Source organism: Streptomyces melanosporofaciens (assembly GCF_900105695.1).
In the GTDB taxonomy this organism is placed as follows: domain Bacteria; phylum Actinomycetota; class Actinomycetes; order Streptomycetales; family Streptomycetaceae; genus Streptomyces; species Streptomyces antimycoticus.
Window position 1 is genome coordinate 5,419,499 of record NZ_FNST01000002.1, and the last position, 21,636, is coordinate 5,441,134.

Below are 21,636 nucleotides of genomic sequence, written 5' to 3' on the forward strand. Positions count from 1 at the left end.
AGACATCGATGGTGAAAGAGACAGAGAACCCGACAAATACGGAGATCACGGACGACACCGCGGCGGAGCGGGCGAGGACGGCGGGCGCGGGGGTTCGCCGAGTCTCGGTCACCGGGGCGCGGATGCTGCGCGAGGCGCTGCGCCACGGCGGGGACGACCTGCCCGCGGCGCTGCGGGGGGCCGATGACGGCCTGCTGCTGAGCGCACTGGACGAGGGGCTGCCCGCCGAGCGGGCCACCCGCGTCGTGGTCGAGCTGGTGCGCCGCGCGCCCGAGCGCGGACCGGAGCTGGCCGACGCGGTCTGCGAGAAGGTGCTGCTCGCCCAGCTCTATCTCGACCCGCCGCCCCGCGCCCCGGGCGGTGCGGACGGACCGGCCGGGGACCCCGGCCGCCGGCTGCGGGTGCGCAACGCGCTGATGCTGTACGAGGGGCTGGTCCGCCCGTACGCGCAGCGCGGCGCGGTGCCGGAGCTGATGGCGTGCGTCCTGCCCGGCCTGTGGACGGCCGCCGATGGCGCCGGCCGTGAGGTGGTGCGCCGGATCGCCGGCACCCGGCAGATGACGGGGTTCGGCGAGAAGGGCTGGAAGGCGCTGTTCGGCGGGGTGGCCGAGGAGTGCCGGGAGCGTGAGGAGGCGGCGGCCCGCGCCACCCGGCGCGAGGCACGGCGACGGTGGCGGCGCGGGAGCGCCGACGAGGGCGGCGGGCTCGATCTGAAGCCCGGCCAGCTCTGGGTCTCCGCCCTGCTGGGGTTCATCGCGGTCGCCCTGGTGCTGATCGTGGTGATCGCGGCCGGATAGCCGCCCGCCGCGGACGGCAGGTCCCGCCCCGCGCGGCGGAACCGCGGCGGAACCGCGGTGGCCATCGCGATCAGCGCGAGTGATCCGTGTCGCCGGGCGTTCACAACGGCCCGCGAGCGGCGAAGATGGGGGCATGGGATTCCATGTCGACTCCGAGGCCGGGCGGCTGCGCCGCGTCATACTGCACCGCCCCGACCTGGAGCTCAAGCGGCTCACACCCACCAACAAGGACGCTCTGCTCTTCGACGACGTCCTGTGGGTGCGCCGCGCCCGCCAGGAGCACGACGGCTTCGCCGACGTCCTGCGCGACCGCGGGGTCGAGGTCCATCTCTTCGGGGATCTGCTCACCGAGAGCCTGGGCCTGCCGGACGCGCGGGCGCTGGTGCTGGACCGGGTCTTCGACGAGAAGGAGTACGGTCCTCTGGCCACCGACCATCTGCGGGCCGCCTTCGACGAGCTGAGCGCCCCCGAGCTGACCGAGGCGCTGATCGGAGGCATGACCAAGCGGGAGTATCTGGGGCGGTACCCGGAGCCGGTCTCCGTCCGCTTCCACGCCATGGAGCCCGATGACTTCCTGGTCAACCCGCTGCCGAACCATCTCTTCACCCGGGACGCCTCCGCGTGGGTGTACGACGGGGTGTCGATCAACGCGATGCGCTGGCCCGCCCGCTGGCACGAGACGGTGCACTACGAGGCCGTCTACCGCCATCACCCCCTCTTCGCGAAGGAGGACTTCCACGTCTGGTCCGAGGGGCAGGCCGCGTACCCCTCGACCATCGAGGGCGGCGATGTGCTGGTGCTCGGCAAGGGCGCGGTGCTGATCGGGATGAGCGAGCGGACCACTCCGCAGGCGGTGGAGATGATCGCGCACCGGCTCTTCGAGGCCGGTTCGGCCCGGACGATCGTGGCGCTCGACATGCCCAAGGGGCGGGCGTTCATGCACCTGGACACCGTGATGACCATGGTGGACGGGGACACCTTCACGCAGTACGCGGGGCTGGGGATGCTCCGCTCGTACACCATCGAGCCGGGCGCGGGCAGCAAGGACCTCAAGGTCACCGACCATCCGCCGGAGCATATGCACCGCGCGATAGCCGCGGCCCTCGGCCTGGACTCCATCCGCGTGCTCACGGCGACCCAGGACGTCCACGCGGCGGAGCGCGAGCAGTGGGACGACGGCTGCAATGTGCTCGCGGTCGAGCCGGGCGTGGTGGTCGCCTACGAGCGGAACGCGACGACCAACACCTATCTGCGCAAGTGCGGGATCGAGGTCATCGACATCCCGGGCAGCGAGCTGGGCCGGGGCCGGGGCGGGCCGCGGTGCATGAGCTGTCCGGTCGAGCGGGACCCGGTCGAGCCGTAACCGAGCCCGTGGAGCCGTAGGCGAGCCCGTGAAGACGTAAGCGACCCCGTCGAGACGTAAGCGAGCCCGCAGTGCCGTCACGCGAGCCCACGGACCCGTAATGCCGGGGTTCACCCCCTGGTCTCCGTATATATGCAGAGCATCGTATATGCTTGCATGGTTCCTGGCCGCGGCGCCCTCGCCGTAGCCCCTGATTCGCCGTGTTCGCCGTGACCTAGGAGCCACCCTTATGGCGATTGACCTCACCGGCCGCCACTTCCTCAAGGAGCTGGACTTCACCGCCGACGAGTTCCGCCGCCTGATCGAGCTCGCCGCCGAGCTGAAGGCGGCCAAGCGCGCGGGCACCGAGGAGCGGCGGCTGCGGGGCAAGAACATCGCCCTGGTCTTCGAGAAGACCTCCACCCGCACCCGCTGCGCCTTCGAGGTCGCGGCCGCCGACCAGGGCGCCTCCACGACCTATCTCGATCCGGTCGGCTCGCAGATCGGTCACAAGGAGTCGGTCAAGGACACGGCGCGGGTGCTCGGCCGGATGTACGACGCGATCGAGTACCGGGGCCACGGCCAGGGCGTCGTCGAGGAGCTCGCCGCACACGCCGGGGTGCCCGTCTACAACGGCCTCACCGACGAGTGGCACCCCACCCAGATGCTCGCCGACGTGCTGACCATGACCGAGCACAGCGACAAGCCGCTGGACCAGGTCGCCTACGCCTACCTCGGCGACGCCCGGTACAACATGGGCAACTCCTACCTCGTCACCGGTGCCCTGCTGGGCATGGACGTCCGCATCGTCGCGCCCAGCCTGCTGTGGCCCGACAACACCATCGTGGAGCTGGCGCGCCAGCTCGCCACGGCCACCGGCGCCCGGATCTCGCTCACCGAGAACGTCGAGGAGGGCGTGCGCGGCGCGGACTTCGTCGCCACCGATGTATGGGTGTCCATGGGTGAGCCCAAGGAGGTGTGGGACGAGCGGATAGCGCTGCTGGGGCCGTACGCGGTGACGATGGATGTGCTGCGCGCGACGGGCAACGACGCCGTGAAGTTCCTGCACTGCCTGCCGGCCTTCCATGACCTGGGCACCGACGTCGGCCGGGAGATCCACGAGCGGCACGGGCTGACCGAGCTGGAGGTCACCGACGAGGTCTTCGAGTCCGAGCACTCCGTCGTCTTCGACGAGGCGGAGAACCGGATGCACACGATCAAGGCGGTGCTGGTCGCGACCCTCAGCGCTCCGTAGGGCGCTCCGCGGCCGCGGGGCCATCGGTGGGCGGAAGGATGAACCAGACGGCCTTGCCGTAAGGGGTCGGCCGATAGCCCGCGTCCGCGCTGAGGGTGCGGATCAGCAGCAGACCGCGTCCGCCCTCGGCGAGGCCGTCGGGTCTCTTGGGCCCTTCGGGGCGGCCCAGCCCGTCCAGCCCGCCGGGCGGATTCGGGTCCTGGTCGTGCACCTCGACCTGCCAGCCCCCGGTCGGCACCAGCTCCACCACCAGCTCTATCGGCTCGTCGCCCTCGGTGTGCCGCACCGCGTTGGCCACCAGCTCCGCCGTCAGCAGCTCCGCCGTGTCGCCGTCCACGGGCGCCCCGATGTCGGCCAGGGTGTTCCGGATCAGCGCACGCGCCAGCGGTACGGCGGCCGTCGTATGCGGCAGGGCGAAACGCCAGGTGGCGGCGTGGGAGGGATCGGGCACGGAAGGGGTCCAGTCGGTCGGCGTGAAACGGAATACCGCAGCCCTTGACGGTATGAAGCGGACGATAGTGCCGGAAGGGGCCGTGGACCACTCTTGGCGGGACCTAGGGCCTGGTGGGTGCGTTTGCTCCATATCGGTCGTTTCCGCAGAAAACACCTGATCTCATCGCTCCGCTTTCTTCCCGGGAGCGCCGGCGTCCCCGCCGCATGAGCCTCCCGCGCCGATCTCCTCGGGAGGGGTCCCAGGGGTCGCGGTGAACCATGGAGCGCCCTGCGCACCCACGCCGTGACGGGAAGAGATCAGGATGGATGAATCGACCCTCGCCGTGCCGGAGCCAGCGCCTCCCGCGCCCCGGCCGCACGACCCGTTGGCCGTCGCCCTCGGCAACGCCTCCCTGCTCGGCGTCGGCTATCTGCTGCTGCGGCGGCGCGGGCTCGCCGTCCTCGCCGTAGCCGTCACCGTCGTCCTCGTCTCCCTGCTGGTCTCGACCGCCGACCCGGCGTACGAGGTCGCCATGCTCGTGTGGTGGGCGGCCGTCATCGCCCACGGATGGTTCCTGGCGCGCGGAGAGGCGGGCCGGGACGGCGGCCGGGGCGCGGTGCGCGGTCAGCGACTGGTCGCGCTCGGCGTCACGCTGCCGGTGCTGCTGGCGGTGGGGCTCCTGCGGTTCGACGCCTCCAGGGTCGGTGAGAGTGTCGCCGGGGCCCGTGAACGCGGCGACTGCGCAAAGGTGGTGAGCGCCCAGGACGGGGTGTGGTTCGGGCACCGCATGGCCGACGCGCCGCTGGCGGCCCGGGGCGATGAGATCGTCGAGGACTGCTATCGGCTGGATGCGGCTGGTGGTCAGCTCACCACCGGGCTGACCGGTGACACCGCCTCCCTTCAGGGGGGCTTCGAGACCCTCGCCTCGGTCCTCGCCCAGCCCGGCAACGAGAAGACGGTCGAAACGACCTTGACCCGCTTCCTCCGCGGCCTGCCGGCCGAGGACCCCTGTGCCACCGTCGCCGTCACCGACTGGCTCCGCGAGCGGAAGCGGAGCCATGACGTACTGGACCGATCCGCCGCCACGGCCCGGCGAACCGCGCCCGCCGCGCTCGTCGCCTGCGGTGACGACCTCATGGGGCGCAGCGACTGGACGGCGGCCCAGGCCCACTACAAGCGGCTGCTCGACCAGTACCCCGGCGACGGACTCACGGCCAAGGCCCGGGCGGGCGTCAAGAAGGCCACGCTCAGCATCGAGCTGGCCAATGTCCGCAACCTGCTCGCGCCGGGCACCGGCGCCCAGCCCGCGTACTGCTCCAAGCCCGCGAAGTACAGCGGCGCCAAGCCCCTGCGCAAGGGCATCAACCGCGCCCTCTTCTACGGCGGGGAGACCTACGGCGACGACCACGCGGACAAACTTCCCGGTTCCTGGAAGGCCGCGGGCGCCACCGACGCCGTCCTGGTGGTCTGCATGGGCGAGGACACCTTCGGCAACTCCGTCCAGACGTGCCCGTACCGGCCCCGGGGCTCCGGCTCCACCACCTATGTGACGTTCCGTAAGGTCGCGGTCCCGGTGAAGGTCTACGAGCTGCGCACCGGAAAGCTCGTGTCCCACCGCACCCTGCAGATCGGCGGCAGCAGTTGCCCGGCGGTCATCACCTACTACTCCGGCAGCTCCGGCCCGGGCCCGGCGTCGAACAGGTACGTCAGCGCCTCCACCTCCGATGTGCGCAGCGCGTTCCGGCCTCTGGTCGACCGGTGAGCGGCGGCGAGGACGGCGTATGCCCCGCGCGCTCGGGGGTGTTCCGCTCCGCCCAGGCCCGTTCCGTCAGCCCGAGCAGCCGCTCGACCGTCCCGGCTTCCGGCAGCGGGCCGTGATCTCCGATCACGCTGAGCGCGGACGCGGCCGTGATGTGTCCGAGTCGCAGCGCCGAGATCAGGTCCCCGTCGCGCAGCAGCCCCGCCAGGAAGCCGGCGGCGAAGGCGTCCCCCGCGCCGACCGGCTCCACCACCTCCGTGCGCAGGGCCTCCACCGTGACCTGTGTCCCGTCGCCGAAGGCGGTCGCCGCCCGTCCGCCGTCCTTGACGACGAGCAGGCGCGGATGCGGCAGCAGCGTGCGGACACCGCCCGCGTCGAGGTCGGCGCCCCACAGGTGCTGCGCCTCGTCGAGGCCGACGAAGACGATGTCGGCGCGGTCGGCCAGGTCGCGCAGGACCGTGGCGGCCGTGCCGTCCGGCCATAGCGCCGGGCGGTGGTTGACGTCGAAGCTGATGGCGTACGGACGGTCGGGCGCGGGGGTGGCGAGCGCCCGTTCCACCAGGGCGGCGCAGGACGGCGAGAGCGCGGGGGTCACGCCCGTGAGGTGGAGGAGCGCCGCCGACCCGAGTCGCGGATCGTCCAGGATGCCGGGTCCGAGCGCCGAGGCCGCCGAACCGCGCCGGTAGTAGTGGACGCGGGTGCCCGTGGGCCCCGGCTCCTTCACGAGCAGGCCCGTCGGCCGGTTCGGGTCGGACCGTACGCCCGAGACGTCGACGCCCGCCGCGGCGACGGCGGCCCGGACCCGCCGGCCGAACGGGTCGTCGCCGAGGGCCGAGAGCCATACGGCGGCAAGGCCCAGGTCCGCGAGGTACATCGCCACGTTGGACTCCGCGCCCGCCACGGACAGCCGCAGGCTCTCGCCGGTTTCCACGGAGTCGGGCGGTTCGGGGGCCAGCGCGGTCATCGTCTCGCCGACGCAGACCACCGGTCCGGCCGCCGGGGGCCAGGGGGCCGTCATGCGCCCGCCGGTGCCGGTGCCGGCCCGTGCCCGGCACCTGGGTGCGGGCGGTAGACGGCCGCCGGTGGGCCCGGCACCTCGACCCGGACCGCGAACAGGGCACCGTCGTCGGGGCCCGGCCGGGTGAGGCCGACCCGGGCCGTGGTGATGTGCAGGACATCGCCCTGGAGGCAGACTCCGGCGGGCTGGGCGGCGGGCAGCCGCAGGGTGCGGTCGAGTTCGCCGTCCGGCCGGTACCGGCGCACCGTCCCGGTGCCCCAGACGGCCATCCACACGCCACCCTCGTCGTCGACGGCCATGCCGTCGGGGCTGCCGTCGTCCACGGTGACGAACGTCGTCGGTGTGCCGAGGCCGCCCGTCGCCGGGTCGACGGGGTAGCGCCGGACGATGCCCCGGGCGCTGTCGGCCAGATACATCGCGCGTCCGTCGGCCGTGAACGCGGGCCCGTTCGGCACCGTGATGCCGTCGAGGACCCGGGTCACCGTGCCGTCGTGGTCCACCCGGTAGAGGGAGCCCGCGTCCTCGTCGGCGTCGTAGCCCATGCTGCCCGCCCAGAATCTGCCGGACGGGTCGGCGGTGCCGTCGTTCATGCGCCGGGCGGGGCGGGCAGCCGCCTCGGGCCGCGCCGACCAGGTGGTGGCGCCGTCGGGGCCGAGCAGGCAGATCCCGGTGCCCGCGGCGGCGATCCAGGTGCCGGGCCGGCCCGCCACGGGTGCCACCGCGCCCAGGGGGACGGGCAGTTCGGCCAGCGTCCGCAGGGGTGCGGTGGGGTCCTCGGGTGCCGTCAGCAGGCGGCCTTCGAGGATGTCGACGAGGACGAGGGCTTCGCCGGTCCAGCGGATGCCCTCGCCGAGTTCGAGGCGGTCGGGGCGGGTCGGGCGCGGGTCCTCGGTCACGCGGTGGCCTCCTGGACGGCGGTGCGGAAGGCGCGGGCGCGTTCGCGCAGGGCGGCCGTGCTGCCGCCGTCGGCGGCGTCGCCGACCAGCGGCGAGCCGATGCCGACCGCGGTCGCCCCGGCGGCCAGATAGGCGCGGGCCGCGGCTTCGTCCACACCGCCGACCGGTACGAACGGCTCGTGCGGGAACGGCCCCCGCAGGGCCTTGAGATAGCCGGGGCCGCCGGCCTGCGCGGCCGGGAAGATCTTCAGCGCCTCGGCGCCGAGCGCACGGGCGGCGATGACCTCGGTCGGCGTCATGACCCCGGCCAGGACCGGGAGGCCCAGTTCGCGGGCGGTGGACATCCCCGCGCCCAGACCGGGGGTGACGGCGAAGTCGGCGCCCGCCCGGTGGACGGCGTGGGCGTCCTCGGCGGTGAGCACGGTGCCCGCGCCGAGGGGACGGTCGGGGCCCAGGGCCTCGCGGGCCCGCTCGATGACGGACAGGGCGTCCGTGCCGGACAGCGACACCTCGATCAGCTCGATGCCCTCGTCGGCCAGGGCCAGTACGGTGCGCAGCGCGGCCTCGGGGTCGTCGCCGCGCACGATGGCGACCAGCCGATGGGCGGCCAGGGCGGCTCGCAGGTCCACAGGGGGAACTCCTCGCAGAAATGGGGGGGGATTCAGGGGCAGCGGCAGGCCGCGCCGAGCGTCAGCCGCCAGCGCACCTCGCCCGACGCGGGGACGCGCGCGGCGTCGCCCGGACCCGCGTCGGCGAGGTCGAAGACACGGCCGAGCATCGGCTCGACTCCTGTGCTGCGATAGGGGTTCTCGGCGGGGAAGCCGCCGAGGTTGCGCCACACGGCGATGGACAGTGGCTGCCCGTCGGCCTCCAGCGCGAAGGCCAGGCAGCCCGTGCCGTCGTGGACGCAGGCGCGCGAGTCGTCCACGACCGCGCCGACCGCGGTGCCGTCGTCCGGCCCGAACCGGTCCAGGGGCAGGCCGAGGGGCGTGGGCCAGTCACCCTCCACCCACGGCGCCCCGGCCGGCCAAAGCCGGTCCAGCAGCGGTGCGGCCTCCGGGAAGAGCCGGGCGCGCGCCCCGTCGCGCAGGCGCAGGGTCGCCCGCGGCGACAGATCGAGCAGTGCGTGGGCGGCCCAGACGAAGGAGAAGCCCAGGTCGGCCTCAAGGACGTAGTCGACCTCCGCACCCTGGGCCGTCCCGCGGATCGTGCGCTTCAGCGTGAACCGGTCGCACCGGACGGTGTCCGTGTCCCCCTCGCGCTTCCAGGGACGTGACCAGGCGTCGCCGTGGTCGGGGTTGCCGCGGACGGTGGGGACGCACTCCTCCAGACCGCCCGCGTCCACGAACGCGTCCCCGGGGGACACCCGGTCCCGTCCGGCCGCCGTGCCGTGCCACAGCCATTCGCGGTCCCCGGCGCGCAGCGAGGTCCAGCGGCCGCCGTGCGCCGGGTCGGTGACGATCTCCAGCACCGTCGTCACCACTCCGCGAAGGAGCCGTCGGGGTGCCGCCAGACCGGGTTGCGCCAGGTGTGACCGGTCCGGTCGGCCTCGCGTACGGCCGCCTCGTCGATGGTGATGCCCAGGCCGGGGGCGTCGCCGCGGGGCGCATGGCCGTCCACGAAGCGGAACGGCTCGGGGTCGACGAGGTAGGACAGCAGATCGGCGTCCTTGTTGTAGTGGATGCCGCGGCTCTGCTCCTGGATCAGGAAGTTCGGTGTCGCGAACGCGACCTGGAGGCTGGCCGCCAGCGCGATGGGGCCGAGCGGGCAGTGCGGGGCGAGCTGGGCGCCGTAGGTCTCGGCGAGCGAGGCGATGCGGTGCACCTCGGAGATGCCGCCCGCATGGGACAGATCGGGCTGCGCGACGGCGATACCGGCGGCGAGGACGGGCAGGAACTCCGTCCGTCCGTAGAGCCGTTCGCCGGTGGCCAGGGGCACGGGGGTCGCGGCGACCAGGCCGGGCAGCAGATGGCTGTGCTCGGGGACGACGGGTTCCTCCACGAACAGCGGGTGGAGGGCGGCCAGTTCGGCCAGGACGCGGCGGGAGCTGGCGGCGGTGAAGCGTCCGTGGAAGTCGACGGCCACGTCCCGGTCCGGGCCGAGGACCTCGCGGGCCGCGGCCACCCGGTCGACGACCGCGGCGGTCTCGGCCGCGGTGGCCACCGGAGAGGTCGCCCCGGCGCCGTTCATCTTCACCGCCGTGAAGCCCGCCTCGACCTGCGCGGTGATCTGCTCGGTCAGCTCGGCGGGCTCGTCGCCGCCGACCCAGGCGTACACCCGGACCCGGTCGCGCACGGGACCGCCCAGCAGGGCGTGCACGGGGGCGCCGTAGGTCTTGCCGGCGATGTCCCACAGGGCCTGGTCGAGGCCGGCGACGGCGCTGGAGAGCACGGGTCCGCCGCGGTAGAAGCCGCCCTTGGTGAGCACCTGCCAGTGGTCCTGGATGCGCAGCGGATCCTTGCCGATCAGGTATTCGGCGAGGACGTCGATGGCGGCGCGGACCACTTCGGCGCGCCCCTCGACGACGGGCTCGCCCCAGCCGACCACGCCGTCGTCGGTCTCGACGCGGCAGAACAGCCAGCGCGGCGGCACGGCGAAGGTCTCAATACGGGTGATCTTCACTGGCCAGAGGGCCTTTCCATGTCGTTGTCGGAGCCGCCGACCCGGTCCAGGTCGCGGCCTGCCTGGTCGAGCAGGGCCCGCATGGCGGCCTCGGCGGCCTGCGGGTCCTGGGCGCGCACGGCGTCCAGGACGGCGCGGTGGGCGGGTACGGGGTCCTGGCTGTGGGGGGAGCTGTGCACGATGCGGTCGCGGTGGGCGAGGCCCGACTCGATCACCATCTCCATGCGTTCGAGGAGTTCGTTGTGGGTGGCGGCGAGCAGGGCCCGGTGGAAGGCGAGGTCGGCCTCCACCGCGTGGGCGGCGTCCGAGCCGCCCGCCCCCATCGCGTCCACGGCGGTGTCCAGGGCGGCGAGGTCGGCGTCGGTGCGCCGCCCGGCGGCCAGGCGTACGGCCGCCGGTTCGATGATGGAGCGCACCTCGGCGAGGTTGCGCAGCAGCGCGCGGTCGGCGTCGGTGGTGCGGTCGCTGTCGAACTGCCAGCGCAGCACGTCGGCGTCGAGCAGATTCCAGTCCGAGCGGTTCCGTACGAAGGTGCCGCGCTTCTGACGGGCGTCGACCATCCCCTTGGCGGCCAGTACCTTCAGCGACTCGCGCAGGGCGGTGAGGCTGACGTCCAGTTCGCTCTGCAGGGCGACCAGGTCCAGGGTGGCTCCTTCGGGGATCTCGCCGCCCAGGATGCGGCGGGCGAGGGCCTCCACGGTCTGGCCGTGCACGCCGCGACGGGCGTAGGGCGTCATGTCGTAGTGCCTTTCTGCTGCGAGCTGATCGCGGTGGTCATGCGGAGGACTTGACGACGCTCCAGCCGCCGTCCACGACAAGACTCGCACCGGTGACGTAGGCGGCCTCATGGGAGCCCAGGAAGGCGATGGCCGCGGCCACCTCCTCCGGGGTGCCGAAACGGCCGGCCGCGGTTTCGGCGACGCTGCGTGCGCGGTCCTCGGGGGACACCCGGTCCCAGGCCGCCGTCAGGATCGGGCCGGGCACGACGGCGTTGACCCGCACCTCGGGACCGTACTCGACGGCGAGCTGTCCGCACAGGGACAGCAGCGCCCCCTTGGAGGCCGCGTAGGCGGGGTGGCCGGGGATGCCCTTGTGGGCGTGGACGGACGAGGTCAGGACGACGGCTCCGCGGCGGGCGCGCAGATCGTCCAGGACGGCCTTGAATCCCAGGAAGGCACCCGTGAGGTTGACGGAGAGCTGCCGCTGCCAGGAGCCCAGGGACATGTCGTGGGCGGGGGTGACGTCGACCGTGTAGGCATTGCTGACCAGCACGTCGACGGGGCCGAAGTCGTGGGCGGCGGCCGCGATCCGCTCCCAGTCCTCCTCCGCGGAGACATCGGCGGCCACGAAGCGGGCACGGCCGCCGTCCGCACAGATCCGCTCGGCGACCGCCGCGCCGCGCTCCTCGGCGATGTCGGCGAGCACGACGGCGGCGCCCTCCTGGGCGAGGCGTTCGGCGGTGGCGGCACCGATGCCGGAGGCGGCTCCGGTGACCACGGCCGTGCGGGCGGTGAAGCGGTCACCGTACCGGCGGGACTGTTCCATCGGGGGTTCGGGCTCCTTCGCTGTACTGCGGGCGGGGGCGGACATGGGCCGGTCGGCGGTCTACTGCCGTGTCAGCACCACCAGTTCCGCGTCGTGGTCGGCGCTCCACGTGAACGGCAGCCCGTAGTGGAGCAGATGGGCGCCGCTGTACGTGGTCGCCGACGCGGCGTCCCGGTAGTGGGCGGCCGGGTCGAGGCCGCGCAGCCGGAGCCGGGCCGGACGTCCCGGGACGAGCGGGGAGCCGTCCAGGCGGCCGGTGCTGAGCGCGGCCACGACGGTACGTGCGTCCGGGCCGTCGTACTGGAGGCCGCAGGTGGCGTCCAGCGGGCTGCCCAGGAGCCGGGCCTCGCCGAGGTGGACGACATCGCGCACCTCCTTGTAGCGGGCGATCCAGCCGGCGGCCTCGGCGCGCTGCCCGGCGTCCCACTTCCGCAGGTCGGCGCCGATGCCGAGCACTCCGCACATGGCGCTCACGAAGCGGAAGGCGAGGCTGCGCGGACGGGGGTCGAAGACGCCGGGGGCGTCGGTGACCCACGAGCTCATCACATGCGGGGCATGGGCGTGCAGGAAGCCGTACTGGATGGCCAGCCGGTCCAGGGGCGCGGTGTTGTCGCTGGGCCAGACCACGTCGGTGCGGGCGAGGGTCGCGTGGTCGATGCGCCCGCCGCCGCCCGCGCACCCCTCGACGGTGACCCCGGGGTGGGCGGTGCGCAGCTGGTCCAGGACGCGCAGATAGCCCGCGACATGCTGGGCGTCCAGGTCGAGACGGTCGGCCGGACCGGCGCCGGGGCGGCCGCGCTCGGTCGGCGGCCGGTTCATGTCCCACTTGAGGTAGCTGATGTCATGGCCGGTCAGCAGCCGGTCGAGGGTGGCGATGACGAAGTCCTGGACATCGGTCCGGCCCAGGTCGAGCAGGAGCTGGTTGCGCACCAGCCGGGCGGGGCGGCCGTCGATCCGGTACACCCAGTCCGGGTGGTCGGCGTACAGCCTGCTGCCGGGGCTGACGGCCTCCGGCTCGATCCACAGGCCGAAGTCCAGGCCCAGCGCGCGTACGTCGGCCACGAACGTGTCGAAGCCGGACGGGAAGGCCGCCGGGTCCGGATACCAGTCGCCCAGCCCCCCGGTGTCGTCGGCGCGGCCGGTGAACCACCCGTCGTCCACGACGAACAGCTCGGCCCCGATGTCCGCTGCCGTCTTCGCCAGTTCGAGCTGCGCCGCCGCGTCGACGTCGAAGGTGGTGGCCTCCCAGGAGTTGTAGAGCACCTTGCGGGGACGGTGCAGCCGCTCACCGGTCAGATGACGTTCGTAGCGGTGCCAGACGCGGGAGAGCCCGTCGAGCCCTTCGGCGCTGAAGGCGCAGGCGAGGCGCGGTGTGGTGAGGGTGTCGCCGGGTGCCAGGCGCACCACGCCTTCGTGCGGTACGCGACCGGCGCGTACGCGCACGGCGCCGCCCGGTTCGGCCTCCGCGGTGATGTGCCAGTTGCCGGGCCACTCCAGGGCCACGCCATAGGCGGGCGGGTCCCCGGGCTCCGCGGCGTCCTGGACCGCGAGCCAGGGCGCGTAGGCGTGCCCGGGCACGCCCTGGCTGCTGCCCATGGTGAACGCGCCCCTGGTCAGGGTGAGTTGGGTGCGCTGGAATTCCTGCGACCACTGGCCGGTGAGGTAGGTCAGCCGGGCGCCGGCGGTCACGGGGACGTTCACGGCGGCCGAGTCGAACCGCTCCAGCCGCAGGTCCTCGTCGCCCGTGCAGGTGAGCTCGGTCCAGCGGTGGATGACGTCGGTGCCGGGCACCGTGGCGTAGCACAGGGCCGTACGCAGACCGAGCAGGTCGTCGGTGAAGGTGAGCCGCAGGGTCCCCGGCCCCTCCTCGGCGCCCTCGAACTCCCACCACGCTCCCCGCTCCGCGCCCGGGCGCCCCGCCACCAGGTCGGCCCCGGTGAACGGCCGCAGCCCGTAGGGCAGATACTCGGCGGGCGCGGCGTCGGCGGGCGTGATGAAGTGGGTGCGCCTCGACCAGTCCAGCGCGGACGGGCCGGTCTCGACACCGGGCGGCCCCCACGCGTCGAGCTCGGCCCACGGGCCGTCGGGGGAGAGGCGGACGGTGTAGCAGGTGTGCTCGGTGCGCAGGGTCCAGCGCCGGTACGAGGTCATTTCACCGCTCCGAGGTTGAGACCGGCCACGAAGTGGCGCTGGAAGCGGAGGAAGACGGCCACGGTGGGCGCCGCGGCGATGACGGACCCGGCCGCGATCACGTTCCACATCGATACGAACTGGCCCTGCAGCCCGATCAGGGCGCCGGTGATGGGCATCTTGGCGTCGCTGCGCAGCACGGTGATCGCCCACAGCAGATCGTTGAAGATCCAGGTGAAGGACAGCGCGCTGAGCGCGGCCAGCGCCGGGCGGGTGAGCGGCAGGATGATCCGCCAGAAGATCTGCCAGGGCCCGGCGCCGTCGATGACGGCGGCCTGCTGGATCTCGACCGGGATCGCCCGCATGAAGCCGTGCAGGACGAAGACGTAGAAGCCGACGCCGAAGCCGATCTGCACCCCGATGAGCGCGGGGAGCGTGTCGTAGACGCCCATCAGCTCGCTCAGCTTGGAGACGGGGATGAGCAGGATCTGCGGCGGGAGCAGGTTGCCGCCGAGCATGAGCAGCAACAGGGAGCGGCGGAAGGGCACCTCGTAGCGGCTGAGGGCGAACGCGGCCATGGCGGCCAGGGTCAGCGTCACCAGCACGCACGGAATGGTGACGACCAGGCTGTTGATCAGGGCCCGCTGCTGGCCGCCGTCGACCCAGGCCTGACGGAAGTTGTCGAGGGTGAAGGAGCGGGGCCAACTGCCCAGGCCATGGACGGCGATGTCGTCGAAGGAGCGCAGGCTGGTCACCAGGACCAGCGCGATGGGCAGCAGCCACAGGACGGCCAGCGCACCGGCGCCCAGGTGGAATCCGGCGGTCGCGGCGCGCTTGCGGCGCACGGCGGTGGAGGTGGCGGACATCAGTCGGCCTCCCGGAAGGCGCGCACGAGGTAGGAGGCGATGACGCCGAAGGCCAGGACGAAGATGACGACCGCCAGTGCGGAGCCGTATCCCAGCCGCAGGGACTGGAAAGCGGTGGAGTACATGTAGGTGCTCAGCAGTTCGGACGAGTGGTAGGGACCGCCCCGGGTCAGCGACCACACGACGTCGAAGGAGCGCAGCGAGTCGATGATGATCACGGACAGGACGACCGCGTTGACACCGCGCAGCTGCGGCAGCGTCACATAGCGGAAGCGCTGCCAGGGCCCGGCGCCGTCGACCTTGGCCGCCTCGTACAGGGCCGGGTCGATGCCCTTGAGCCCGGCCAGGTACAGCACCATCACATAGCCGACCTGGCGCCACAGCGCGGGCACGATCACCGCGTACAGGGCGGTGTCCTGGTCGGCGAGCCAGGCGTGGCGCAGGCTGTCGAGGCCGACCGATTCCAGGAGCTGGTTCAGGACGCCGTCGGGCTGGTAGATGGCCTGCCAGACGAGGGCGGTGGCGACCAGGGAGAACACGACCGGCAGGAACAGGGCGGCGCGGTAGAAGCCGACGCCGCGGCGCTCCTGCTGGAGGAGGAGGGCCGCGCCGAGGCCGAGCAGCGCGGACAGTCCGCCGAACAGCACCAGCCACAGCACGGTGTCGACGGCGGCGGTGCGGAAGACCTCGTCGTGGACCATCTCGCGGAAGTTGCCGAGGCCCACGAACTCGGGCGCCGACACGCCGTCCCAGTTGGTCAGGGCGAGGTAGAAGCCCTGGAGCGCGGGCCAGAAGACCCAGACGGCCTCGGCGAGCAGCGGGACGAGGAGGAAGGCGAGCACCAGCGGGGGTGTGCGCCCAGGACCCCGGGCCCGCCTGCCGCGGGGCGGCGGCGGGGCCGGGGAGGTGCGTTCGGGGGCGGTGAGGACGGCCACGTCAGGCCCGCCAGATCTTCTCGGCGTCACGCTGCCAGTTGGTGAGGATCGACCCGACGCTCTTCGGCTTGGCGATGAACTTGGTCAGCGCGGTGTCCGTCGCGGGCTGGAGCGCGTCGCTGGAGTCGCGGTTGAAGAACTGGGTGAGCTCGGCGGCCTCCTCGATGTGCTTGCGGCCCTTCTTCACCAGCGGCGTCCCGGAGTCCTTGGCATCGGGGTGGCAGGGCAGGGCGGTGCCCGAGGAGCCCTTGATGTAGATCTCCTGCGCCTCGGCCGTGGCGAGGTAGCGCAGCAGGTCGAAGACCTCGTCCCGGCGTCCGGTGCGGGCGCTGGCGAAGTACCCGTCGGTGGGCGCCTCCTCGGCGAGCGGGACCTTGGGGTCGATGACCGGGAAGCGGAAGAAGTCGATGTCGTCGAGGGCGCTCTTCGGCACCGCGTCGGCGAAGAAGGTGCCGATGAGCATCATGCCGCTGCGGCCGTTGAGCAGGGCGGTCGTGGCGTCCTGGAAGGCCACGGCGGTGCCGTTGGGGTCGAAGTACGGCAGCACCTCCCGCCAGCGGTCGAAGACCTTGTGCACCTCGGGGTCGTCGAAGCGGTGCTTCCCGGCGAGGAGCTCGCGGTGGTAGGGGGCGCCGTTGATCCGTATGTTCAGGTAGTCGAACCAGGCGGACGCCACCCAGGTGGTGTTGCCGCCGGCGCCGAGCCCGATCGGGGCGACGCCCTTGGACTTCAGCTTGTCGCACAGGTCGAGGAAGTCGTCCCAGCTCTTCGGCTCGCTCACGCCCCACTTGGCGAAGTTGGACTTCCGGTAGAACATGCCCCACCAGTAGTAGGTGGTGGGGACGAAGACCTTCTTGCCGGAGGCCGCGGTGCACAGCTTGTTCAGCGCCGTGGAGTAGCGCCCCAGATCGGGGGAGGCCCACACCTCGCTGAGGTCGAGCAGCAGGTTCTTCTTGGCATAGGCCTCCGCCACCGAGCCGGGGTACCAGGTGAGCACGTCCGGTGGATTGGCCGAGGTCAGATACGTCGGCAGTTGGGTGCGGAAGGTCTCGGCGGCGACCGTGTTGAGGCTCGCGCGCCCGGAGCCCTGCTTGGCGTAGGCGGCGGCGAGGTCCTCCATGGCCGCCTTCGCCTGCGGGGCGGAGAGATTGGACTGGAGGGTCACCGCGCCGCCCCCGGAGGAGCCCTTGCCGGAGGAGCTGGCGGTGACACAGCCGCTGAGCAGCGCTGTCGTCCCGGCGGCGCCGAGGCCGGCGAGAAGCAGTCGTCGGCTGGGGAGTTGGTTCGTCATGGAGTGCTCCTTGTGGATCCACTCGGCGGGCCCGGCTGCTTGCTGCCCGCCGGGCCCCCGCTCGCGGCGGATCCAGGTTCGCGTGGCGCTCGCACCACGTCAAGATTAATACCTAATTTATTTGAATTGGGTTCGGTGCACCGAACCGTCGACCCCGCGGTACACGGCGTCGATCACACCGTCCTGGCCCGCGACCGCCCCGAGCGCACCGTCGAACGCGGCGCTGGGGAACTCCTGCCGCTTGCTCCAGCCCTGCCAGGCGCCGTTCTCGTACCGCTGCTGCCAGAGCGTGTAGTCGCCGCCCCGCGCGAACAGCACCACCGCGTCGCCGACGGCGACCAGCGCCGGGCTGCCGCTGACGGTCCCGCCGAGCGAACTCCACGCCGACCACTGCCCGGAGGCATCCCGCGACCGCGTCCACACCTCGTCGGCAGCGGTGCGTACGGCCAGATGAACGCGGCCGTGCGCGTCCACGACGGCCGACGGCCTGCCGTACGTCGGCCGGTCGCCCGGCGCGCCGAGCGACGACCAGCCGGACGACGACCCCCGCTGCGCGATCCGCCCGTCGGCGCCGCGCGCGAACAGCGTCCAGCGGGCGGGGTCGGTGAACGCCACCGACGGGGCGTCGGTCAGCTTCCCGCCGAGGTCCTGCCAGCCGCCCCAGCGCCCGTGTGCGAAGACCCGCCGGTACGCCCGGGAGTCGGCACCCCGCACGAAGACGTCGATCCGCCCGTCCGCCGAGGCGTACGCGGCGGGCTGGCCGAGGACCTTCCCGTGCGCCGGGCCGCCGAGGTCCCGCGTCCTGCCATCCGCCTGCTGGACGAGCGAACCGCCCGGCCCGCGGAAGAACGTGGTCAGCGCGTCGCCGTCCCGTACGACGGCCGGGCTCGCCGTGGCCTTCGCGCCCAGGTCGGCACCGGGGAGGGCGTCCTCGCCGGTGAGCCCGAGGAACGCGGTGCCATGCGCCGGTACCTCGACGGTGTACGACCCGGTGTGCGTTCCGCGGTCGGCACGCGCCCGCAGGTCACGGACCGCGACGGCGCCGCCCAGCGCCGCATCGGAGAAGTTCACGGTGCGCTCGACGGGCCGGTCCGAGCGGTTGAGCAGGACGACCGCGCGCCGGCCGTGGCCCGAGAGGACCTTGCTGTAGACATCGCCGACGGAGTCGGTGGCCACCCGCACGCCCTGGACGGCCAGCGGGTCCTGGTCGACCGCGATGATCTCCGGGTTGCGCAGCGTCCGGAGCATCGAGTCGGACAGGGTACGGGGATCGGAGCCCAGGACGAGCGGGGAGCCCATCTCGGCCCACATCACGAACTGCGTGGTGGACTCCTCCTCCGACAGCTCGTACGACCCGTCGGTCATGCGGCGCATCGGGATCAGATAGTCCGGGTCGTTGTAGTGGCCGGGCCCCTGGGCCTCGGGGTGCCAGGCGTTGGCGTCCATGTTGCGCAGCACATTGGGCCACTGGCCGGGGCTCGGGGTGCCCCAGGCGATATCGGTGCCGGTGCGCCAGGAGTCCGCGGCCGTCGGGGCGTAGGCGTAGGTGTTGTGGGCGTCCTGCTCCGGGGTGTGCGGCAGGCCCCAGTCATCGGTGAGCGGGTTGCACAGATTCAGCAGCATCCGGCGCCCGGACTTCGCGACGGCGTCGCTGAACTCCTTGAACGCCGGGCCCGGGTCGAGCTTCTCGCTGATGCCGCACAGGAAGTCGACCTTGATCGCGTCGACCTTCCACTGGGCGAACTGCCGCGCGTCCTCGGTGTAGTGGCCACGGCTGCCGAGGCCGCAGCTCTTGCCGCCGTCGTAGGTGCCCGCGTCGGTGTAGATCCCGGCCCGCAGACCGCGTTGATGCAGGTAGGAGACGAGGGCCGGGATGCCGGAGGGGAACCGGTCCGGGTGGGCCGCCAACCGTCCCTGTGCGTCGCGGGGGTTGTCGGCCTGCCAGCCGCCGTCCAGCCACACGATGTCGTACCCGCTGTCGCGCAGCCCGCTGCTGACAAGCCGGTCGGCGACCGCGCGCACCTCCTTCTCGGTGGGCGCTCCCAGTCCGTAGTAGGTGTTCCACCCCATATAGGGCGTCGGGGCGAGCCCGCTGTCGTAGTAGTCGGGCGCCCCCTGGTCCACGGCGGGGGCGGCCATGGCCATGGGAGCCGCGGTCGTGGCCAGGACCAGGGCGATCGCGGTCGCGACGGCGCCGCGGGTCAGCGTTCGGTGGCGGGGTCTGTGCGCGGGCGGGTGTGAAATCACGTGCCTCTCCGGAGGGTTGGGAAGCAGGAGGAGACATGACGCGGCCGCCCTCGGACGGGCGTCGGCGGCGTCACGGCGATGACTGTGGCCCGCGGCCGAGACCCTGTCAAGAATTATTCCTAATTTATTCAAACAGTCTTCCGGTGGGCGTCGGCCTGCCGAGAGCTGCTGCCGCGGCCGAGACGAAGCCATTCAAAGTTTTTATCGCAAGCCTTCAAAATATAAAGGCTGTCGAGGGAAGGCCTGGAGATCCCTGATCGCTTCACCCCACGAGACCTTCTCGCCCAAGGCGAGCGAGGAGGCTCGTACGAGGCGAAGGAGAGGCTCATGGCACAGGCGTTCATCACGGGCGGTTCGGGGTTCATCGGCCAGGTGCTGGTACACCGGCTCCTCCACGAGGGGCACACGGTCCGTGTTCTGGTCAGAAGCGAGGCGTCGGCCGCGAAGGTGTCCGCGCTTGGCGCGGAGCCCGTACGCGGCGAGTTGACCGACCCGACCACGTGGCGGAGCCAGGTGACGGGCAGCGACGTGGTGTTCCACCTCGCTGCCGAGACGGACATCACCGCCGACCGTGCGCGTCATGAACATGTATCGGTCCGCGGCACCCAGGCGGCCGTCGACGCGGCCCGCTACGCGCAGGTGCCTCGGTTCGTCCACTGCGGAAGTGAAGCGGCCCTCCTGGCCGGCGACCCGCTCGTTGACGTCGATGAGACCGCGCCGCTGCGACCGGACTCGCCGGCCGCCTACAGCGCGACAAAGGCCGCCGCCGAGAAGATCGTGCTCGACGCGAACGCCCCCGGCTTCGCCACGGTGTCGATCCGCCCCCGGTTCGTCTGGGGTCCCGGCAGCATCCTCATCGAGGGACTGGTGGCCGCGGCGAGGGCGGGAGAGTTCGCCTGGATCGACGGAGGTCGGCACACGACCGACGTCACCTTTGTCGACAATGCCGTCGAGGGCCTCGTCCTCGGATGGCTGCGCGGCCGACCGGGTCAGGCCTACTTCATCACCGACCAGCACCGTGTCATCCTGCGCGAGTTCATGGAGACGCTGTTCGGGATCTATGGCGTCGATACGCCGATCCCCGACCTGGACGCCGATACCGCCGCTCAGGAGGTCCCCGTTCCCGCCCGGTGGTTCCTCGGGCAGTCGTGCGTTCTGCGGACGGACAAAGCCGTGGCCGAACTCGATTACCAGCCCATGGTTTCCCATGCCGCCGGTCTGGACGCCGTCCGGAACTCGGTGGCCACCGACGGCGCGTGAAAGTGCCACACACGGCGCCCGTCGCGGGCCGACCACCCGCTTTCCCGCACTGGCCACGGCGCGCCTGAATTTTCGATACAGCTGATCCGGCGAACGGAAGCCGGTTATTTGGAGTGCGATATGTTCGAAGCTATCAATTGGCCCGAGACCATGGTTCCCAGCCGCTCACCGATCCACTTCACCAACGAGCTCGAGGTCGAAGCCTCTCCGGAAAGGATTTGGTCCCTGCTCGTGGATCCCGAGGCTTGGCCCAGCTTCTACCCGGGCGTCGAGCATGTCCAGCTGCTTGACGGCCACGAGTCACTGCGCCTTGGCACACGGTTCGAAACCAACCTGGCCGGACAAGATGTCTTCGCGTCGGTACAGGAGTTTGAGCCTGTGTCGCGCATCGCCTGGGGTGGTTACCCGAAGGTCTCGGAAGAATCCAAGGCCCACCATGCCTGGATCATCACCCCCACTTCCAAGGGATGCCACCTTTGGACGGAAGAGACGATGCAGGGCCCGCACTGGATCGAAATGGCGAAGCCGGCCCCCGACGTCTATTGGCGCACCCACGAGGAGCTTCTTGCGGCGCTCGCCAAGGTCGCGACCGATCCTGGGTACACCGCCGGACGTTCCTGATCAACATGTCGATACCGAGGCCCTCCGAACCGCCACGGTTCAGAGGGCCTCGGTTCTGCCCATACACGTTATGCGGGGCGAGGCGCCGCCTCCGCCTCTGCGGCGTGGGCGAGGCGTTCGACCCAGTCCTGGTGATAGCGGTAGAGCGCACCGGGATTCTTGCGCCCGAGCTCCTCGAGGAAGAAGGGGCCCTGCTGCGTTTCCTCGCTCAGCACGTGACAACCGTCGTCCGTGGGCGTGATGACCCAGCCGTGGTACGCGCCTGAACCGGTTTCGTCGCCGTCGACGAACGTCTCCCAGGAGAGCCTGCTGAAGGGCTCGTGCTCGGTCACCCTCAGACTCATGGGAAACCCCACCGTCACCCTGCGGTACTGGGTTCCGAGCGCCAGTTCCGGCTCACCGCCAAGGATTTTGACCTGGTCCTCGGGAGGAAAGTAGCTCGACCAGTTCTCGGCGTCGACGAGCAGCTTCCACACCACTTCGGGCGGCGCCTTCACATCGATGTCGTTGAGCGCGTAGATGGCTGATGTCTTCGGGTCGTACCGCTCGGGCCAATTCACCTTGTCATACATCGATCGTGCCTCCTTCTTAAGGATTCTGGAGATTCAACGCATGCCAA

Annotated in this window: 20 protein-coding genes; 6 read left to right on the plus strand and 14 right to left on the minus strand. The window is 71.8% G+C overall.

From position 1 onward, the window contains the following. The first annotated feature begins 8 nt into the window (after positions 1–8). The 3 genes from BLV72_RS26275 (at position 9) to argF (ending at position 3,394) form a co-directional block, all read left to right on the plus strand. On the plus strand, positions 9–797 hold the full coding sequence (locus BLV72_RS26275; RefSeq protein ID WP_093465269.1) for a hypothetical protein: 789 nt from the start codon (positions 9–11) through the stop codon (positions 795–797). Positions 798–930: 133 nt separating this feature from the next. Continuing rightward, positions 931–2,160 (plus strand): arginine deiminase, encoded by a 1,230-nt coding sequence (locus BLV72_RS26280; RefSeq protein WP_059141682.1) that lies wholly within the window; start codon positions 931–933, stop codon positions 2,158–2,160. 229 nt (positions 2,161–2,389) lie between these two features. Continuing rightward, positions 2,390–3,394 carry an ornithine carbamoyltransferase gene (argF, locus tag BLV72_RS26285; protein WP_059141683.1) on the plus strand — a complete coding sequence of 335 codons (1,005 nt, stop codon included), beginning with the start codon at positions 2,390–2,392 and terminating at the stop codon, positions 3,392–3,394. Here the strand turns inward: argF and BLV72_RS26290 are convergent. Then, positions 3,381–3,845 (minus strand): ATP-binding protein, encoded by a 465-nt coding sequence (locus BLV72_RS26290; protein ID WP_093465271.1) that lies wholly within the window; start codon positions 3,843–3,845, stop codon positions 3,381–3,383. The two genes, argF and BLV72_RS26290, sit on opposite strands and share 14 nt — an antisense overlap. Positions 3,846–4,149: 304 nt before the next feature. On the opposite strand from BLV72_RS26290, the gene BLV72_RS26295 reads away from it, so the two are divergent. After that, positions 4,150–5,589 carry a hypothetical protein gene (locus BLV72_RS26295; protein WP_143059809.1) on the plus strand — a complete coding sequence of 480 codons (1,440 nt, stop codon included), beginning with the start codon at positions 4,150–4,152 and terminating at the stop codon, positions 5,587–5,589. On the opposite strand, the gene BLV72_RS26300 is transcribed toward BLV72_RS26295, so the two are convergent. From BLV72_RS26300 to BLV72_RS26355, 12 genes are all read right to left on the minus strand, one after another. Beyond that, positions 5,534–6,604 carry a sugar kinase gene (locus tag BLV72_RS26300; protein ID WP_244320968.1) on the minus strand — a complete coding sequence of 357 codons (1,071 nt, stop codon included), beginning with the start codon at positions 6,602–6,604 and terminating at the stop codon, positions 5,534–5,536. The two genes, BLV72_RS26295 and BLV72_RS26300, sit on opposite strands and share 56 nt — an antisense overlap. Beyond that, on the minus strand, positions 6,601–7,500 hold the full coding sequence (locus tag BLV72_RS26305; RefSeq protein ID WP_093465274.1) for an SMP-30/gluconolactonase/LRE family protein: 900 nt from the start codon (positions 7,498–7,500) through the stop codon (positions 6,601–6,603). Before BLV72_RS26305 ends, BLV72_RS26300 begins: the two co-directional genes overlap by 4 nt. Then, positions 7,497–8,129 carry a bifunctional 4-hydroxy-2-oxoglutarate aldolase/2-dehydro-3-deoxy-phosphogluconate aldolase gene (locus BLV72_RS26310; RefSeq protein ID WP_093465275.1) on the minus strand — a complete coding sequence of 211 codons (633 nt, stop codon included), beginning with the start codon at positions 8,127–8,129 and terminating at the stop codon, positions 7,497–7,499. Before BLV72_RS26310 ends, BLV72_RS26305 begins: the two co-directional genes overlap by 4 nt. Positions 8,130–8,161: 32 nt before the next feature. Then, the gene (locus tag BLV72_RS26315; RefSeq protein WP_208905731.1) at positions 8,162–8,980 is read right to left on the minus strand and encodes a hypothetical protein; all 819 of its coding nucleotides are present in this window, start codon (positions 8,978–8,980) and stop codon (positions 8,162–8,164) included. Continuing rightward, on the minus strand, positions 8,977–10,122 hold the full coding sequence (dgoD, locus tag BLV72_RS26320; RefSeq protein ID WP_093465277.1) for a galactonate dehydratase: 1,146 nt from the start codon (positions 10,120–10,122) through the stop codon (positions 8,977–8,979). The genes BLV72_RS26315 and dgoD overlap by 4 nt, the downstream gene beginning before the upstream one ends. After that, positions 10,119–10,859: a FadR/GntR family transcriptional regulator gene (locus tag BLV72_RS26325; RefSeq protein ID WP_093465278.1), complete on the minus strand. Its 741-nt coding sequence runs from the start codon at positions 10,857–10,859 to the stop codon at positions 10,119–10,121. Before BLV72_RS26325 ends, dgoD begins: the two co-directional genes overlap by 4 nt. A gap of 37 nt (positions 10,860–10,896) precedes the next feature. Next, positions 10,897–11,667, minus strand: coding sequence for an SDR family NAD(P)-dependent oxidoreductase (locus BLV72_RS26330; RefSeq protein WP_093465280.1), 771 nt, complete (start codon positions 11,665–11,667; stop codon positions 10,897–10,899). Between the two features lie 60 nt (positions 11,668–11,727). Beyond that, the gene (locus tag BLV72_RS26335; protein WP_093465281.1) at positions 11,728–13,818 is read right to left on the minus strand and encodes an alpha-galactosidase; all 2,091 of its coding nucleotides are present in this window, start codon (positions 13,816–13,818) and stop codon (positions 11,728–11,730) included. Continuing rightward, positions 13,815–14,663: a carbohydrate ABC transporter permease gene (locus tag BLV72_RS26340; RefSeq protein WP_093465283.1), complete on the minus strand. Its 849-nt coding sequence runs from the start codon at positions 14,661–14,663 to the stop codon at positions 13,815–13,817. Before BLV72_RS26340 ends, BLV72_RS26335 begins: the two co-directional genes overlap by 4 nt. Then, on the minus strand, positions 14,663–15,598 hold the full coding sequence (locus BLV72_RS26345) for a carbohydrate ABC transporter permease (RefSeq protein ID WP_093465285.1): 936 nt from the start codon (positions 15,596–15,598) through the stop codon (positions 14,663–14,665). Before BLV72_RS26345 ends, BLV72_RS26340 begins: the two co-directional genes overlap by 1 nt. Before the next feature lies 1 nt (position 15,599). Continuing rightward, positions 15,600–16,889, minus strand: a complete 1,290-nt coding sequence (locus BLV72_RS26350) for an ABC transporter substrate-binding protein (RefSeq protein WP_093465286.1) — start codon at positions 16,887–16,889, stop codon at positions 15,600–15,602. A gap of 117 nt (positions 16,890–17,006) precedes the next feature. Continuing rightward, positions 17,007–19,136 carry a DUF8189 domain-containing protein gene (locus BLV72_RS26355; protein ID WP_093465288.1) on the minus strand — a complete coding sequence of 710 codons (2,130 nt, stop codon included), beginning with the start codon at positions 19,134–19,136 and terminating at the stop codon, positions 17,007–17,009. A 327-nt stretch (positions 19,137–19,463) separates the two neighbouring features. Between BLV72_RS26355 and BLV72_RS26360 the strand changes: the two genes are divergently transcribed. Then, the gene (locus BLV72_RS26360; RefSeq protein WP_093465289.1) at positions 19,464–20,396 is read left to right on the plus strand and encodes an NAD-dependent epimerase/dehydratase family protein; all 933 of its coding nucleotides are present in this window, start codon (positions 19,464–19,466) and stop codon (positions 20,394–20,396) included. A 120-nt stretch (positions 20,397–20,516) separates the two neighbouring features. Next, positions 20,517–21,017, plus strand: coding sequence for an SRPBCC domain-containing protein (locus tag BLV72_RS26365; protein ID WP_093465291.1), 501 nt, complete (start codon positions 20,517–20,519; stop codon positions 21,015–21,017). A 68-nt stretch (positions 21,018–21,085) separates the two neighbouring features. Here the strand turns inward: BLV72_RS26365 and BLV72_RS26370 are convergent, their stop codons facing one another. After that, positions 21,086–21,589 carry an SRPBCC domain-containing protein gene (locus tag BLV72_RS26370; protein ID WP_093465292.1) on the minus strand — a complete coding sequence of 168 codons (504 nt, stop codon included), beginning with the start codon at positions 21,587–21,589 and terminating at the stop codon, positions 21,086–21,088. Positions 21,590–21,636 lie beyond the last annotated feature (47 nt).